15 protein-coding genes are annotated in these 15,650 nt (G+C 28.4%); 7 read left to right on the top strand and 8 right to left on the bottom strand.

Annotation, left to right across the window (positions count from 1 at the left end; genetic code table 11):
* The first annotated feature begins 5 nt into the window (after window positions 1-5).
* The 4 genes from BTO04_RS08575 to BTO04_RS08560 are packed head-to-tail and all read left to right on the top strand — an operon-like array spanning window position 6 to window position 6,221.
* Window positions 6-2,495 carry a DUF2339 domain-containing protein gene (locus BTO04_RS08575; protein ID WP_087564105.1) on the top strand — a complete coding sequence of 830 codons (2,490 nt, stop codon included), beginning with the start codon at window positions 6-8 and terminating at the stop codon, window positions 2,493-2,495.
* The gene (locus BTO04_RS08570) at window positions 2,482-3,705 is read left to right on the top strand and encodes a DUF3999 family protein (RefSeq protein WP_157662444.1); all 1,224 of its coding nucleotides are present in this window, start codon (window positions 2,482-2,484) and stop codon (window positions 3,703-3,705) included. The genes BTO04_RS08575 and BTO04_RS08570 overlap by 14 nt, the downstream gene beginning before the upstream one ends.
* 27 nt (window positions 3,706-3,732) lie before the next feature.
* Window positions 3,733-4,437 carry a DUF6503 family protein gene (locus tag BTO04_RS08565; protein ID WP_087564103.1) on the top strand — a complete coding sequence of 235 codons (705 nt, stop codon included), beginning with the start codon at window positions 3,733-3,735 and terminating at the stop codon, window positions 4,435-4,437.
* Between the two features lie 2 nt (window positions 4,438-4,439).
* Entirely contained in the window at window positions 4,440-6,221 is a 1,782-nt protein-coding gene (locus tag BTO04_RS08560) for a chloride channel protein (protein WP_087564102.1), read from the top strand.
* A gap of 168 nt (window positions 6,222-6,389) precedes the next feature.
* On the opposite strand, the gene BTO04_RS08555 is transcribed toward BTO04_RS08560, so the two are convergent.
* Together BTO04_RS08555 and glpQ are read right to left on the bottom strand one after the other, a co-directional pair.
* Entirely contained in the window at window positions 6,390-6,923 is a 534-nt protein-coding gene (locus BTO04_RS08555; RefSeq protein WP_087564101.1) for a hypothetical protein, read from the bottom strand.
* Between the two features lie 4 nt (window positions 6,924-6,927).
* A complete protein-coding gene (gene glpQ, locus BTO04_RS08550) occupies window positions 6,928-7,905 on the bottom strand; it encodes a glycerophosphodiester phosphodiesterase (protein ID WP_087564100.1) in 978 nt (325 codons plus the stop codon).
* 48 nt (window positions 7,906-7,953) lie between these two features.
* On the opposite strand from glpQ, the gene BTO04_RS08545 reads away from it, so the two are divergent.
* A complete protein-coding gene (locus tag BTO04_RS08545; protein WP_087564099.1) occupies window positions 7,954-8,193 on the top strand; it encodes a hypothetical protein in 240 nt (79 codons plus the stop codon).
* A 596-nt stretch (window positions 8,194-8,789) separates the two neighbouring features.
* Window positions 8,790-10,001, top strand: a complete 1,212-nt coding sequence (gene hflX / locus BTO04_RS08540; protein WP_087564098.1) for a GTPase HflX — start codon at window positions 8,790-8,792, stop codon at window positions 9,999-10,001.
* Window positions 10,002-10,158: 157 nt separating this feature from the next.
* Here the strand turns inward: hflX and BTO04_RS08535 are convergent, their stop codons facing one another.
* The 6 genes from BTO04_RS08535 to BTO04_RS08510 form a co-directional block, all read right to left on the bottom strand.
* Window positions 10,159-11,268: a CNNM domain-containing protein gene (locus BTO04_RS08535; RefSeq protein WP_087564097.1), complete on the bottom strand. Its 1,110-nt coding sequence runs from the start codon at window positions 11,266-11,268 to the stop codon at window positions 10,159-10,161.
* A gap of 85 nt (window positions 11,269-11,353) precedes the next feature.
* Window positions 11,354-12,274, bottom strand: a complete 921-nt coding sequence (locus tag BTO04_RS08530; protein ID WP_087565369.1) for a DUF3078 domain-containing protein — start codon at window positions 12,272-12,274, stop codon at window positions 11,354-11,356.
* A 59-nt stretch (window positions 12,275-12,333) separates the two neighbouring features.
* A complete protein-coding gene (locus BTO04_RS08525; RefSeq protein ID WP_087564096.1) occupies window positions 12,334-13,215 on the bottom strand; it encodes a DUF3078 domain-containing protein in 882 nt (293 codons plus the stop codon).
* A gap of 47 nt (window positions 13,216-13,262) precedes the next feature.
* Window positions 13,263-13,772, bottom strand: a complete 510-nt coding sequence (locus BTO04_RS08520; RefSeq protein WP_087564095.1) for a DUF2480 family protein — start codon at window positions 13,770-13,772, stop codon at window positions 13,263-13,265.
* A gap of 108 nt (window positions 13,773-13,880) precedes the next feature.
* The gene (locus tag BTO04_RS08515) at window positions 13,881-14,201 is read right to left on the bottom strand and encodes a DUF59 domain-containing protein (RefSeq protein WP_087564094.1); all 321 of its coding nucleotides are present in this window, start codon (window positions 14,199-14,201) and stop codon (window positions 13,881-13,883) included.
* 9 nt (window positions 14,202-14,210) lie between these two features.
* Window positions 14,211-14,636, bottom strand: coding sequence for a SufE family protein (locus BTO04_RS08510; RefSeq protein ID WP_087564093.1), 426 nt, complete (start codon window positions 14,634-14,636; stop codon window positions 14,211-14,213).
* A gap of 71 nt (window positions 14,637-14,707) precedes the next feature.
* Here BTO04_RS08510 and BTO04_RS08505 point away from each other — a divergent pair, with 71 nt between their 5' ends.
* The gene (locus BTO04_RS08505; protein ID WP_087565368.1) at window positions 14,708-15,634 is read left to right on the top strand and encodes a PfkB family carbohydrate kinase; all 927 of its coding nucleotides are present in this window, start codon (window positions 14,708-14,710) and stop codon (window positions 15,632-15,634) included.
* The last annotated feature ends 16 nt before the right edge of the window (window positions 15,635-15,650 follow it).

Below are 15,650 nucleotides of genomic sequence, written 5' to 3'. Positions count from 1 at the left end.
AAGCTATGGAATCTATTTTATTTATAATCATTATAATATTCTTAATTGTAATTCAAAATAAGTTAAATACGAAATTCAGTAAATTAGAAAATACGATAGATAGACTGAACAATACAGTTTATGTGCTAACACAAAAATTAACTTCGTATCAAACTTTAAAAAAGCAAGAAGAAGTTGTTTCTAAACCAGCACAAGAAGAATCAAAAGAAATAAGTAAACCAATTATAGCAGAAAAACCGAAAGTAGCACCTCCTGAAAAAATTATTGAAGTCCCTAAAACGCCTGTTTTTGATACTACTTCAAAACCTTCTTATTCGATTGAAGAGAAGAAAACAACGAATACAATTGTAGAAAAACCTAAAAAAGTTATTCCAAAAAAATCTTTATTTGAAAAATTTAAAGAAAAACATCCTGATTTAGAAAAATTTATAGGTGAAAATTTAATTAATAAACTTGGAATTTTAATTTTAGTGTTAGGGATTAGTTTCTTTGTTAAATTTGCCATTGATAAAGATTGGATTAATGAACCAGCAAGAGTTGGTATTGGGTTTTTATGTGGTGCACTTGTTATGGCACTTGCTCATAAATTAAAGAAAGATTATGCTTCTTTTAGTTCTGTTTTAGTGGCTGGTGCTATTAGTGTCTTTTACTTTACAATTTACATAGCCTTTCATGAATATGAATTGTTTAGCCAAACAGTTGCATTTAGTATTATGGCAGTAATTACTGCTTTTAGTACATTAGTTTCTGTTTCTTATAATAGACAAGAGTTGGCTGTTTTATCTTTAATTGGTGGTTTTGCAGCGCCTTTTATGGTAAGTATAGGAGAAGGAAATTATGTTGTTTTATTTAGTTATATCGCTATTTTAAATCTTGGTATTCTTGCAGTTTCTTATTTTAAAAAATGGAAAATAGCAACTATAGTAGACTTTGCTTTTACAACATTGTTGTTTGTTGGTTGGTGCTTAACAGAATTGTATAAAGATGGTTTTGAACATTTTGGAGCGTTAACTTTTGCAACCCTATTTTATTTTATTTTCAGCATTACAATTGTTTTAAACAATTTAAAAAACAAAGGTGTTTTTTCTAAAGTTGAATATTTTATTTTAATCGCAAATACCTTTATTTTCTTTGGAATAGGAATGTTAATTCTAAAAGATTTAGACTCTAATTTTACAGGATTATTTACATTGCTACTAGCGATTTACAATCTAGCTTATGCAACTATTTTATACAAGAAGTTTGGTTTAGATAAAAATGCTATTTATATTTTAATTGGATTAGCACTAACATTTGTTACGTTAACAATACCAATTCAGTTTAATGGAAATCAAATTACAATTTTCTGGGCTGCAGAAGCGGTATTGCTGCTTTGGTTGTCGCAAAAATCTAAAATTAGTTCTTTTAAATTCGGTGCAATTATTGTGCAAATATTAGCAGTTATTAGTTTGTTGTTAGATTGGAAAGGGTATGCATATTCTGCAGAATTATCATTGGTATTTAATCCGTTATTTATTGCAGGTTTTATAGTAAGTATTTCTTTATTTTTAACCTATTGGCTTTTAAGGAGTGAGAACGACCTTATTACAAAAAAGTTTAAAATAAAGATAAACTCCTATAAAATTATTGTTTTATTAGCGGGAATTATAGTAACGTATTTTACGGGTATTTTAGAAATACAGTATCAAGCAAATCAATTTTTAGCAAATACAGCATCTGCAATGTCATTGTCTGTAGGGTATCATTTTGTATTTGTCGTCGTTTTATTGTACTTAAGTTCATTATTTACAAACAAAGCAATAACTAAAGGAATATTAGGTATAAGTATTATTTCTGTTTTTTTATATATTATTAAATTTTATGCGTTGCCATCCAAAGAAATTATTGAGAATTTTGTAAATGATACAAACACTCATTATGCTTTTATTTTACACTATATTGTTTTAGGATGTTTGATGTATTTTGGAGTTCAAATATTTAAGAAAACAAATATAGCATTCAAAATAAAACCAAAACAAAGTAAATGGCTTCCTTGGCTCTTTGTTTTTGCAATTGTGTATGTTTTAAGTAACGAAATAATGTTACACAGCTTGCATTTTTTAAATAGTGTAGACCTTACAGAATACGATACTAGATTTCCTAACGCAGGTCTTTTAAATAAAAAATATTTTGTAAATCAACAAATTGATGGTGTAAAAACACAGATTGTAAAAATAGGATACCCAATACTTTGGGGTGTCTTCTCTTTCATTTTCTTAATTATAGGAATTAAAAAACAATGGAAAAATTTAAGAATTATAGCCCTCTCATTATTAGGAATTACGATTGTGAAATTATTTTTGTACGATATTAAAAACGTGTCTGAAACAGGTAAAATAATCGCCTTTATTTTATTAGGTGTCTTAATTCTGGTAATCTCTTTTGTGTATCAAAAAATTAGAAAATTAGTTGTAGATGAAACAGCAGAAAAAAAGATTGAAGATGAAAAAATATAGCCTCTTAATTGCCTTCTTTATAAATTTAGCCGGTTTTAGTCAAAACTATAAAGGAAGTTTAAAGCCGTTATTAAAAGACGGACTGCATTCGCTAATGCTTGCTCCAGAAATACGGTCTGCTGCCAATGATAATTTAGATTTTTTAAGAATTAGGGATGCTCAAAAAAATGAAATTCCGTATGTTTTAATTTCTAATACAGACAAACGGTTTTCTATATTCAATCCTATTAAAATAGATTTTAAAGAAACCTTAATAGATTCCGTAACTTCTATAGTTATCGAAAACAAGACGCGTAGAAAACAAGATCATATTACCTTGCAAATTGCCAATACAAATGTTTATAAAAACTATACTATTTATGGAAGTAACAATAAGATAGATTGGTTTGGATTGGCTGCTAATGGACAGCTAACGGATTTAAATTCGCAACAAGAAACTACCATAGAAAAGACAATTTATTTCCCTCTAAATACCTATGAGTTTTTAAAAATTAATTTTAATGATAAAAATTCTTTGCCAATTAATATTTTAAAAGTTGGTGTTTATGAAAGTGAATTTTTTCCTCAAAAACTGATTGAAATAGACAATTTTAAACTGGAAATAATATCTGTAAAAAATAAAAATGTAACGCAACTTAAGTTTACAGCTAAGAGAGCTCATAAAATAAATAATATTTCGTTTAAAATAAATACCCAGTTTTTTCTTCGAAATGTAAAAGTGATTATAAAAAAGACGCGTAAAATAAAAAAACGAATTGAAATGTATGATGAAGTTATACTTCGAGATCAGTTAAATTCAAAATACGAAAACAGCCTCGTTTTAAATAATTTGAATGAAAAAGAATTTATTTTAGAGATTGATGATCAAGATAATCCTCCATTAGAAATACAGGAAGTACATTTATTTCAAAAGCCAATATACTTAGTTGCCAATTTAAAACAACAAGAAAACTATACCCTTATTGTTAATAATACCTTAAAAGAACCTTCTTATGATTTAGCGAATTTTATTACTGATAAAACAAAAGTAATGGATAAAATTTTTATTGCTGATTTTTCTAAAATTCAAAATGACAAAGATTTATTAAAAAAATCATCGTTTTGGCAGACTTCAATTTTTATGTGGATTTGTATTGTTTTAGGCACAGTCGTTGTAGCATATTTTGCCTTTGGATTATTACAAGATATAAATAGTGAAGAAAAAAGGTAAAAAAATTATCTGATATAATTTAAAAGTATGAAAAAAATAATTATTTGTTTATTACTATTTAATGCCTTTATAAGTTTCTCTCAAGAACTTACTGGTGATGAATTGTTAGAAAAATCAATTCAATTTCACGACCCAAATAATAATTGGGCAACTTTTGAAGGAGCATTTTTTGTAACCATGGAAACTCCTGAAAAGTCTGCGAGAAAAAGTAGCATCAGAATTAATTTACCCAAAGAACACTTTTCTGTAAAAGCAATTAGAGATACAATTGTAACAGAATATACAGTTGATAAAGGAGCTTGTAGTATTGCTATTAATGGAAATACAGATCCGTCTGAAGCGCTAAAAAAGAAACATAATTTAAGTTGTGAACGTGCCAACTTATATAAAAACTATTACACATTTTTATATGGTTTACCAATGAAATTAAAAGATGAAGGAACTATTATTCATCAGAATGTAGAGAAAAGAAAATTTAAAGGAAAAGAGTATTTGGTTTTAAAAGCAACTTACAATAAAGAAGTTGGTAAAGATACTTGGTATTTTTATTTCAATCCTAAAACGTATGCGATGGAAGTGTATCAGTTTTATAAAGAGAAAAAAGATAGTGGAGAATATATTTTGTTGTCTGGTTTAGAGACCATAAATGAGATAAAAATGCCAAAAAACAGAGCTTGGTATTATAACAAAAATGAGGGTTATTTAGGAACTGATATTTTGACGACAAATTAATAATGCCAACAACAAAAAAAATATTTAAAAAAATCCTAATTTGGAGATATAGACATATTTCTGAGCGTCAATTTATTTACATTTTAAGTATTTTAGTCGGTTTTTTAGCAGGATTAGGTACCGTTTTTCTAAAAAATTTCACACATTATATTCAATTACTTTTATCAATAGATTACTTAGAAAATTATAAAAGATCCCTATATTTTATCTTCCCAATTATTGGCCTATTAATTATTGCCGTTATTAAAAAAGTATGGTTAAAAAAACATATTGGTCATGGAATTTCTAGTACACTTTATGCTATTTCTAAAAAAAAGGGAGTAATACCAAAATACAATATGTATGCAGCTTTATTAACGGCTCCAATAACAGTTGGTTTTGGCGGATCTGTTGGGTTACAAGGTCCAGCAGTTAGTGCGGGTACTGCTTTGGCATCTTATACATCGCAGTTGTTTCATATGAACACAAAAACAAGAATGCTCTTAATTGGCTGTGCAACGGCAGGTGCTATGTCTTCTATGTTTAAGGCACCAATTGCAGGTATTGTTTTTGCTTTAGAAGTTTTTAGTTTAGATATTGCTTTTGTTTCTCTCATTCCCTTATTATTAGCTTCTGTTGCAGCTATTGTAACCTCTTATCTTTTTTTAGGTTCTGATGTATTATTAGGTTTTGAATTGAATGATAAATTCGAAATTAATGAAATTGGTTTTTATACAATTTTTGGAATTTTTACTGGAATTATATCTGTTTATTTTTCTGTTGTATATTTTGCCATAAGAAAATTTTTTTATCAATTTGAAAAACGTTTTGTTCGCTTAATTATTGGAAGTGTAGTCATTGGATTTATTTTATATTTGATGCCTTCTTTATATGGTGAAGGTTATGGTTTAATCAATAACTTATTAAAAGGAAATCATATTGCTGCTATTGGTAACACTCCTTTTTCTTTTGATGAAAATAATATTTGGGTAGTTATAATTCTCTTGTTATTAATTACTTTTTTTAAAGCAATAGCCATGAGTACAACTTTTGCAGCTGGAGGAGTTGGAGGAATCTTTATACCAACATTAGTTATGGGAAGTGCTCTTGGAAATGCATTTGCAAAAATAATTAATAATATGGGTTTTGGCTTTGAAGTTTCTGAAGCTAATTTTACCTTAATTGGAATGACAGGCTTAATGGCAGGAGTTTTACATGCGCCATTAACAGCTATATTTTTAATTGCAGAAATTACTGGAGGTTATGATTTATTTGTGCCTTTAATGTTAGTAGCAGCTATTTCATTCTCTTTTACAAAATATTTTGTTTCTAAATCTATTTACACCTATAAATTAGCACAGAGAGGAGAGCTCATTACTCATAATAAGGATAAAAATGTGATGATGATGATGCAAATTGATCGTTTAATTGAAACTAATTTTAAATCCGTTTATCCAGAAATGTTGTTAGGTGATATGCTTAAAAAAGCGGTTGCTAAGTCTGCAAGAAATATTTTTCCTGTTATTAATAAAGAAAAACAATTTTTGGGAATTGTTTTATTAGATGATATTCGCCCTGTAATGTTTGATACAGAAATGTACAACAGTGTAACAATTGAAACTTATATGAAAGCTGCACCAGAAATAATTTTGCAAACAGATTCTGTAGAAAAAGTTATGAAAAAATTTAAAGTAAGTGGTGCTTGGAATTTACCTGTTGTTAAAAATGGCAAATATGTAGGTTTTATTTCTAAATCTAAATTATTATCTGCTTATAGAACAAAATTGATTGAAGTTACTGCATAGAAATTAGCGTAGCTTCTCTTATAATCAAGTTTGTTTTTATTTCAATAGTTTTACTACTTAAATAATTCTTTGGATCTTCAATTTCTTTAATTAAATAATCTACAGCAATCTCACCAATTCTATTTCCAGGTTGATCTATTGTTGTTAGTTTTGTGCTAATTTATAAAATCAACTCCAAGCTTCTTCATTGGTTTCTAATTGTTTTTGACTAGATAATATTGCAGAAGAATTTTGTTCTGTCTCACCAATTTTTATACAAGAGAATAATAAAAAACAAATTTCTAAATCTTTTTTGTCTAAAAGCTGTAGTTTAATACATTCTTTAAAATTTTCATCTGAAAAAGAGGCATCTAATTCTGCTATTTTTTTTTCATTTTTATAAATAGAAATTTTCTTTTTAAAATGAATTTTTATTTTATAAGTAACCTCATTAACAGCAATAGCATAGATTGTTTTTCTGTTGTTTTGAGAGACTAATTGTATTAAATTGTCTTTACTGTCTTTTATTGTATAAACCATTTTCCATTTCCAAAATTTAAATTTTTTTGTGATAGAATAAATGATTTTTTCTTCTGAATTGAAAATTTCAGATCCCAATTTTCCAAAACCCATAAACCATTGAGAATTATAAAATTGTTCTTTTGAGTTAAAAACATCCAATCGATTATTATAATGTTTTATAGAATATAGTTCTGTAGTCATAGTATTATTTTTCTTTTAAAAAGTTGACAACCAAATCAGGAAAATCTGTAAATGCGCCATCTACATTTGCATCCATCAATAATGTTTGCATCATTTCTTCAAAAGTAGAGAATTCCTCTAAAGAATCTGCCCTAAAAGTATAAGGATGTACTTTTAAGCCTAATTTATGTGCATCAGAAACTAATGAAGTGAATTTCCAAATGCCATTTTCTTTCTTTTTTAAAATTTGTTTGTACCAAGGTCCAATTCCATCTGCATAGGTTGCAAAATGTTTTAGTTGTTTTGTTTCTTCTGGAAACTCAATTAATTGAACTAAAAATAATTCAGATTTTAATTCAACCCTAATTCGCTCTAATTCTTTGGCATCAAAACACTGTAAAATACAATTGTCCTTTTTTGATTTATAGCCATAATCAGAAAGCGTTTTTAAAACAATTTCGGTTAAATTTTTTCCTTCTTTTTGATGAAATTCGGGTTCTTTAATTTCAGGGTAAATACCAATATTTTTTCCTGTACTTTTATTTAAGCCTTGAATCAATTGAAGTTCTTCTTCAAAAGAATGTAGCTTAAAAATTCCTTTTCCTTTTGGGAAACGATTTGGATAAAATTGTTTGCCTGTTTTTGGATTAAAACGTTCCGTTACTTTTAGGGTTTGCAACTCATCAAACATAAAATCAATCACATAAAACCTTCCGTCTTTTCTTTTTCTTTCAGGAAATTTGATTGCAACATCGGTTACATCATCTAAATAAATATCATGAATTACAATAGGAATATCATCTTTGCTTAAGACTAAATCTTGCTCTATAAAATTAGGATTCATTGCAAAAGCCATCGCTTTAGATTCTAAAGTATGTTCTGGTAAATACCCAGAAGCTCCTCTGTGCGCAATGACTATTTTTTTACTCATAAGACTATTTTTTATAGTTGTATTGCACGAAAAAAGCAGCAAACAAGTCAAAAATAATGAAATTGATTTCATTTCTATTAAAATTAGTTTCTAAAGATATAGATTTTGTAATTTTGCAGTATGAAGTTACTGTTAAAAATAATGTTTATCATTTTTATTGTTTGGATTGGTGTTGGAATTTATTTAATAAATACACAACATGAAAAAGCACAGATGGTAATGGGTTTTGGTGTTTTTTATTTTTCTTTTCTGTTTATGCCTATCTTTATCTATTATAGATATAGAGATGGGAAATACAAGAAATACATTTTAAATGATGAAAAGTTAAAGAATGCTTTTAAAAATGTTGGGAAAGATTAATTTTCTTTTTTCAGGCATAAATAAACAAGAAAAGGGTCTTAGAAACCTCCTTGATACCCAGGGCCATTATAAGTTCTAAAAGAACTTCCTTTTAATTTCCCTCTAAATATTTTTAACCATTCTTTATTAATTACTGCTACATGTTTAAAATGGTGTTTATAAAATTATGGTTCTAAGAAATTTTTTCTAAGAATTTGATAAAACAAGTTTCATTTACTTTCATACGTTAAAGTTTCAATAGAATCTCTATCTAATAATGTTTCTATTGGGTTGTGAAAATCTTCTGTAACTTAATGTCCTTTCTACTTTTACTTTTTCTTCAAAAGAATATTAATTGACTTTAACGATGAAAACAACAAAATGAAATTTTCAATTCATAACTTAAAAGAGATGTTTTGTTAACATTAAACTATTCTGTTTTATTGTTTTGTACAATAAATTTGTACCGATTAAAATACAGAATCAAAATTATTTAATCATTAAAAAAATTGCTATAAGAGAAAACGTGTTGAATTTGAATTAATTAATTGAAACCTTAATTTGTATTAAGGTTTTTTTGTGCTTTTACAATTCAAATCTTCGTATTTTTGCATTCTATGATAGACGAACGCGAAGTTACATCCGAAAAAGCGGTTTTAATTGGAGTTATAACTCAAAAACAAGACGAAACTAAATCTGAAGAGTATTTAGATGAATTAGAGTTTTTGACGTTAACTGCAGGAGGAGTTGCAGTAAAACGTTTTGTACAAAAGATGGAAAAACCAAACCCTAAAACTTTTTTAGGAGTTGGAAAGTTAGATGAAGTAAGAGATTATATAGAATCTAATGATATTGGAACTGCTATTTTTGATGATGAATTATCACCAGCACAAATAAGAAATATCGAAAAAGTTTTAGATTGTAAAATTTTAGATAGAACCAATTTAATCTTAGATATTTTTGCACAAAGAGCACAAACAAGTTCTGCAAAAACGCAAGTAGAATTAGCGCAATGTCAATATTTATTACCACGTTTAACAAGACTTTGGACACACCTTGACAAGCAAAAAGGGGGAATTGGAATGCGTGGACCTGGTGAAACAGAAATAGAAACGGATAGACGTATTATACGTGATAAAATTTTTCTTCTTAAAAAGAAACTACTCACTATTGATAGGCAAATGGCAGTGCAACGTAAAAACCGTGGAAAAATGGTTAGAGTTGCATTGGTTGGTTACACAAATGTTGGGAAATCTACCTTAATGAATGTAATTAGTAAAAGTGATGTTTTTGCCGAAAACAAGCTTTTTGCAACCTTAGATACAACTGTTAGAAAAGTGGTTATTAAGAACATTCCGTTTTTAATGACAGACACCGTTGGGTTTATTAGGAAATTACCAACACAATTAGTAGAGTCTTTTAAATCTACTTTAGATGAAGTAAGAGAAGCAGATTTGTTGTTACATGTAGTAGATATTTCTCATCCAAATTTTGAAGATCATATTGCATCTGTAAATAAAGTTTTAGATGAAATAAAATGTTCAGATAAGCCTGTATTAATGGTTTTTAATAAAATTGATGTCTATTCTCATGAAACTATTGATGAAGATGATTTGATGACAGAAAAATCTAAAATTCATTATACTTTAGAAGATTGGAGAAATACTTGGATGAATGATTTAGAAAAAGAATCAATATTTATTTCTGCTTTAAATAAAGATAATTTAGAAGCCTTTAAAGAGAAAGTGTATGAAGAAGTAAAGAAAATTCATATTCAACGTTTTCCGTATAATGACTTTTTGTATTATGACTATAAAGAGGAAGAATAATTATTTCACTCTTAGATTAGCATTTAAATTTAGTTTATGAAGCGTTCAAAAAAAAGAAAAATTATACTATTAGTTATTATAATTTTTCTTTTTTTAATTTGGGCAGAACTTGGAGTTGGTATTTTTGGAACTCCATTTGCAGGAAGTTGATATAAAATTAAATTTCACCTTCAATAATTCCCATTCTTTTTGCACGGTTTTCCCAAGATTTTCTTGCGTAAGATTGCAAGTCTGCAACAGAATCACTTTCATCCATAATCTCTAAACCTAATAGCGTTTCAATAACATCTTCCTGAGAAACGATTCCGCTTACAGAACCATATTCATCTACAACCAAAGCAATATGCTCTTTCTCTTCTATTAATTTATCAAACAAATTAGGAATAGATAAATCTCTATTTGTAATTATTATACTTCTTCTTATAGTTGCTAATTTTTCTTCACCATTTCCATTAATTATTGCTTCCAATAAATTGTCTTTTAAGAAATACCCAGAAATATTATCTGGATCTTTAGAAAAAACAGGAATCCTAGAAAAACGCAATGTTTTATTACTGTCATAAAAAGACTGAATAGTATCGTTTTCATCAGCAGTTTTTAAAACGGTTCTTGGGGTCATTACATCTTTTACTTTAATTTCTTTAAAGCCTAATAAATTTCTAATAACTCTACCTTCATTCTTTTGAAAAACACCGTCTTTTTCAGCCATGTCTGTCATCACTAAAAAACCTTCTCTACTTAAAATACTACCATGTCCTTTACCACCAATTAATTTTGTTGTTAATTGTAAAACCCATAAAATTCCTGTCCACTTCAAAGGGAAAATTAAGACTTTTAAAGCTGTAGTTGTAAAACCTGATAACTGTTTCCAATAAGTTGCGCCTATTGTTTTTGGTATAATTTCTGAAGTTACTAAAATTAAAATAGTCATTAATGCAGACACAATACCTACCATAATATCTTCATTTATTACAATGCCAAAAATAGTTTTTGTACTACTGCCATACATTTCTGCGTAAGCAACTTTGGCTTGTACACCAACTAAAATAGCACCAACAGTGTGTGCAATTGTGTTTAGAGTTAAAATAGCAATAAGAGGTTTATCTACATCTTTTTTTAAGATTTCTAATTCTGATGCAAAACTATGTCCTTCGCTCTTTTTTAAATTGATAAAGGTTGGTGTAACACTTAAAAGTACAGCTTCAAGAATTGAACACAAAAACGAAAAGAAAACAGAAAAAGTTGCGTAAATTATTAATAATGTCATCAACAAAAATTTAGATAGTAAAAGTAGTTAAAATAAAAAAACTCAAGAATTTCTTCTTGAGGTTTTCATTAAAATATTTTTTTATTTAGAATCCATAACTCATTCCAAATAACCAATAAGATTGTAACTTGTTGTCTATAGAACTAAAAGTTGCAGTTGCATCATCCGCTAAAGCATTGTTTAAAGCTTCTTGTTTATTATTACGTAAACCAAGTTCAAAACCAACTCCAATTCCTTTCCAAAGTGTGTAACCTAAAGAGTTTGTCCAATTCCAGTTAGATAAATCTCCGTCTTTATAACTTTGAAAAATAGATAGGTTAGACTTTACACTTACTTTATTATATTTAGCAGTATAATCTGCTACTATTTTAGCACCCGCAGAAGAGCTATACACACTTTCACCTTTACTGAAAATCATATTATAATTGGCAGGATGCATAACAACAACCAATCTTTCTGCTGGCGTCCATGTAAAACCAATACCTAAATCTAAAAAGCCAGGGTTGTTAAAGTTGTCTAATAAAGTAGTTCTGTATTCACCTAAAGCAGACAAAGCCCATTTTTTATTTAACCTCTTACCATATAAAGAAGAAATTGTAAAAACATCTGTTGCAATTTCAAAATCCCCACTATCAGTAGCAATATCTTTGTCATCTAATTTAACCCATCCAAGATTAACTGCACCGGAGTTTCTCCAGAAAAATTTATCTTCAATTAAGTTAGCAAAACCATTTACAGTAATTCCAATATTTCCTGCAGATGAATTTGAAGCTGTTTTAGAATACCAGTTTTTAAAACCAGAAAGACTAGCACCAACGGTGCCAAAAGCACCTTTTCTCCAACCTGGAAGTGCGTTAATTTTAGCTTGTAAGGCATTTACTTCTCCTTGTAATTTAGCAATTTGTGCTTTTTTAGGAGCTTGTTCTTTTTTTAATTCTTCTGCAGTTTGTGTGTTTGCAGAAAAGCTAATAAATACTAATAAAAATAAGATGGATAGTTTTTTCATTTTTTTCATTTTATTTTAAGATGCCAAAGCATGCTTTTCTTCTTTAGACAATAAAACAATTAATATGTCACTTTTTCATGAAAATTATAATTTAAACCAAGTCCAAAGACTTCTCTAAATTGAATTTTACTTGAAGCATTTGCATCTACAATTGTATGCACTGTAACGTGCATTTTAATGTGCTTATTCACTTTAAAACCTAACTTAGCTTGATGTTCGATATCAATGTTTTCTGGGTTGTCTAAATAATCTGAATACATAGACAGAATGTTTTCCATTTCTACGTTCTCCATTAAACCAAATTTATAATACCCAGATAAACTAAAACCTAAACTATAAGCTATATTTTCACCTTCATCTACACCAAATTTTCCGGAAAAAAAATCGTTAACAAAAGTAAGTCTTGCAGAAGCAGGTGCAATGTTAAAATTAAAATCATCAGATTTTTTCCATAACATTCCTGGTCCAAAACTTAAATATGCTGGAGAAAAAAAGTCTGAAACAGAAATTTCTGGAGTTTGCTTATAGTCAAAACCTCTTGTATATTGAGTTTTAAAGTTTGTAAAAAAAGAAAAAAACCAAAAGTTTTTAGATTTTAAACCAAGTAAAGAATTAAATTCAAAACGGTCATTTGTTTTTCTATATCCTTTTTCACTTAAATGGCTTAATCCATAACCTGTATTTATTCTACTATCCCAGTTCCAGTTTTTTTTCTTGAAATTAAAATCGTAATTAATATCAATGTTACCGGCAACAGTATTTTCTCCACCAGAAGCCCAATTAGAAAATGAAGATTGATTAAAAAGAAATGTGAATTTTCCATGAATTTTCCATCGTGGAATTTTTACTTCTTTTTTTGCAGTTTTTTTTTCTTTCTTTTTTTCTTGAGAAAAAAAAGTGATTGAGAGCAGCAGTAAACAAAGTGTTACTATTTTTTTCATAATGAATTACTAAGTGCAAAAATAGATGTGCATAAAAAAAATAAAAATTATTTTTTTGCCTTATATAAGGGTACGGTAGAGCATGCTTCACCAAACATAATAGATTTGGCAATTGGCTGTATTTTTTCAATTAAAAAAGCAAAAGCAGAATTTGGAATTGGCTTTTCTGCACAACCTTTTATTATTACTGGTGAATTTTCAAAGTCTTTAAAATCTAAAAAACCTATTAATTCTTGATACAAAACAGTTTCTAATAACTCTAAGTTTCCAATAACAACTTTATTTGCAAACGGAATTAACTCGGCAGCAACTAACATAAAAGCCCAAGAAGGAATAATTGCATCTACAGAGCAATTAATAGCTACAAAAGTGTTTTTGTATTGAGACCAATCGTGGTTTTTTACAGAATCTCTAAAATCTTTTTCTTTTAGGATAATTTCTTCAAAAAGCCAATCTTTGATGTCAAATAAAACTCTTTCTCCTTCAGGGTAAATTTCTTCAAGATCAAAAGTTTTTAATTTGCTATTTGTAATTCTGTTTACAATTTCTTCTGCCATATTCTAAATATTCATTTCAAAATTTTTCATTTTTGCTAACTGCTAACTGCTAACTGCTAACTGCTAACTGCTAACTGCTAACTGCTAACTGCTAACTGCTAACTGAACTTAAAGCATACCTAACTCTAACTTAGCTTCTTCACTCATCATTTCTTGCGACCAAGTAGGGTCGAAAGTGATTTCTACTTCACAGCTATTAATTTCTTTTAAAGATTTTACTTTTTCTTCAATATCTAGAGGTAAACTTTCTGCAACTGGGCAATTCGGAGATGTAAGTGTCATTAATATTTTTGCAGTGTTTTCTTCCGAAACAAAAACATCATAAATTAAACCTAACTCGTAAATATCTACTGGGATTTCTGGATCGTAAATAGTTTTTAACACATTTACAATTTTATCTCCTATTTCTTCTAATTCGATTTCTGTCATTACTTTTAATTAATTACTTAATTTAGTTTGTTGTGCAATTGCATACAATTTTATTTGTTTTATCATAGAAACTAGACCATTAGCTCTTGTTGGAGATAAATGTTCTTTTAAACCTATTTCATCAATAAATTTTGTCTCTGCAGCTAAAATATCTATTGGTTTTTGATTAGAGAATACGCGCAATAATAATGCCACAATTCCTTTTGTTATAATAGCATCACTATCTGCAGAATATTTTATGATATTGTTTTCTAACTCAGAAAACAACCATACTTTAGATTGGCAGCCTTTAATTAAATTTTCATCTAATTTATGCTCTGCCTTAATAATAGGTAACGATTTTCCAAGTTCTATCATGTATTCATAACGTTCCATCCAATCATCAAACATAGAAAACTCCTCAATAATTTCTTCTTGTATTTCTTTGATACTCATTTTTTAAACTTATTTTTGCAGCGAAAATGCCGGTTTTTGTAAACAGCAAAATTACGGTAAAAAAACAAGAAATGAGCAAATTATTAGCAGTAGGAACAGTCGCTTTTGACGCCATAGAAACTCCGTTTGGAAAAACAGATAAAATCTTAGGTGGTTCTGGAACCTACGTAGGATTAGCAGCATCACAATTTGGTGTAAAAACAGGCGTTGTTTCTGTAGTTGGAGGAGATTTTCCTTCTTCATATTTAGAAATGATGAATTCTAAAGGAATAAGTACTGATGGAATTGAAATTGTAAAAGAAGGAAAAACATTTTTCTGGAGTGGTAAATATCATAATGATATGAATTCACGAGATACTTTAATTACAGAGTTAAATGTATTAGAGACATTTACACCCGTTGTGCCTGACGGTTTTAAAGATGCAGCAATTGTAATGTTAGGTAATTTACACCCATTAACGCAAGCATCTGTATTAGATCAAATGAGAGAAAGACCAAAATTAGTAGTTTTAGATACTATGAATTTTTGGATGGATATTGCTTTAGAAGATTTACATACTGTTTTAAAAAGAGTAGACGTTATTACCATTAATGATGAAGAAGCGCGTCAATTATCTGGAGAATATTCTTTGGTAAATGCCGCAAAGAAAATTCATGAAATGGGGCCAAAATATGTGGTAATCAAAAAAGGAGAACATGGCGCTTTATTATTTAATGAAGGAAATATGTTTTATGCACCCGCTTTGCCATTAGCAGAAGTTTTTGACCCAACAGGAGCAGGAGATACATTTGCAGGAGGTTTCTGTGGGTATTTAGCGAGTACAGAAGATGTTTCTTTTGAAAACATGAAAAATGCTGTTATTTATGGTTCTAATTTAGCTTCGTTTTGCGTTGAGAAATTTGGAACAGAACGCATGCAAGTGCTTACAGAAGAAGATGTTAAATCTCGTTTGCAAGCTTTTAGAGAATTAACACAATTTGATATAAAAATATCTTAATTTTAATCCGCGGTTT

This window comes from Polaribacter sp. SA4-10 (genome assembly GCF_002163835.1).
In the GTDB taxonomy this organism is placed as follows: domain Bacteria; phylum Bacteroidota; class Bacteroidia; order Flavobacteriales; family Flavobacteriaceae; genus Polaribacter.
The sequence above is the reverse complement of the archived record's forward strand: the minus strand, read 5'-3'. Positions and strand labels throughout refer to the sequence as shown.

Bases quoted from the DNA above. Each gene is read 5' to 3' on its own strand.
- BTO04_RS08530 (WP_087565369.1), bottom strand. From the start codon at position 12,274: ATGAAAAAACTATCCATCTTATTTTTATTAGTATTTATTAGCTTTTCT.
- BTO04_RS08570 (WP_157662444.1), top strand. From the start codon at position 2,482: ATGAAAAAATATAGCCTCTTAATTGCCTTCTTTATAAATTTAGCCGGT.
- BTO04_RS08565 (WP_087564103.1), top strand. From the start codon at position 3,733: ATGAAAAAAATAATTATTTGTTTATTACTATTTAATGCCTTTATAAGT.
- BTO04_RS08555 (WP_087564101.1), bottom strand. From the start codon at position 6,923: ATGACTACAGAACTATATTCTATAAAACATTATAATAATCGATTGGAT.
- BTO04_RS08560 (WP_087564102.1), top strand. From the start codon at position 4,440: ATGCCAACAACAAAAAAAATATTTAAAAAAATCCTAATTTGGAGATAT.
- glpQ (WP_087564100.1), bottom strand. From the start codon at position 7,905: ATGAAATCAATTTCATTATTTTTGACTTGTTTGCTGCTTTTTTCGTGC.
- BTO04_RS08515 (WP_087564094.1), bottom strand. From the start codon at position 14,201: ATGACAGAAATCGAATTAGAAGAAATAGGAGATAAAATTGTAAATGTG.
- BTO04_RS08535 (WP_087564097.1), bottom strand. From the start codon at position 11,268: ATGACATTATTAATAATTTACGCAACTTTTTCTGTTTTCTTTTCGTTT.
- BTO04_RS08575 (WP_087564105.1), top strand. From the start codon at position 6: ATGGAATCTATTTTATTTATAATCATTATAATATTCTTAATTGTAATT.
- BTO04_RS08505 (WP_087565368.1), top strand. From the start codon at position 14,708: ATGAGCAAATTATTAGCAGTAGGAACAGTCGCTTTTGACGCCATAGAA.
- BTO04_RS08510 (WP_087564093.1), bottom strand. From the start codon at position 14,636: ATGAGTATCAAAGAAATACAAGAAGAAATTATTGAGGAGTTTTCTATG.
- BTO04_RS08525 (WP_087564096.1), bottom strand. From the start codon at position 13,215: ATGAAAAAAATAGTAACACTTTGTTTACTGCTGCTCTCAATCACTTTT.
- BTO04_RS08545 (WP_087564099.1), top strand. From the start codon at position 7,954: ATGAAGTTACTGTTAAAAATAATGTTTATCATTTTTATTGTTTGGATT.
- BTO04_RS08520 (WP_087564095.1), bottom strand. From the start codon at position 13,772: ATGGCAGAAGAAATTGTAAACAGAATTACAAATAGCAAATTAAAAACT.
- hflX (WP_087564098.1), top strand. From the start codon at position 8,790: ATGATAGACGAACGCGAAGTTACATCCGAAAAAGCGGTTTTAATTGGA.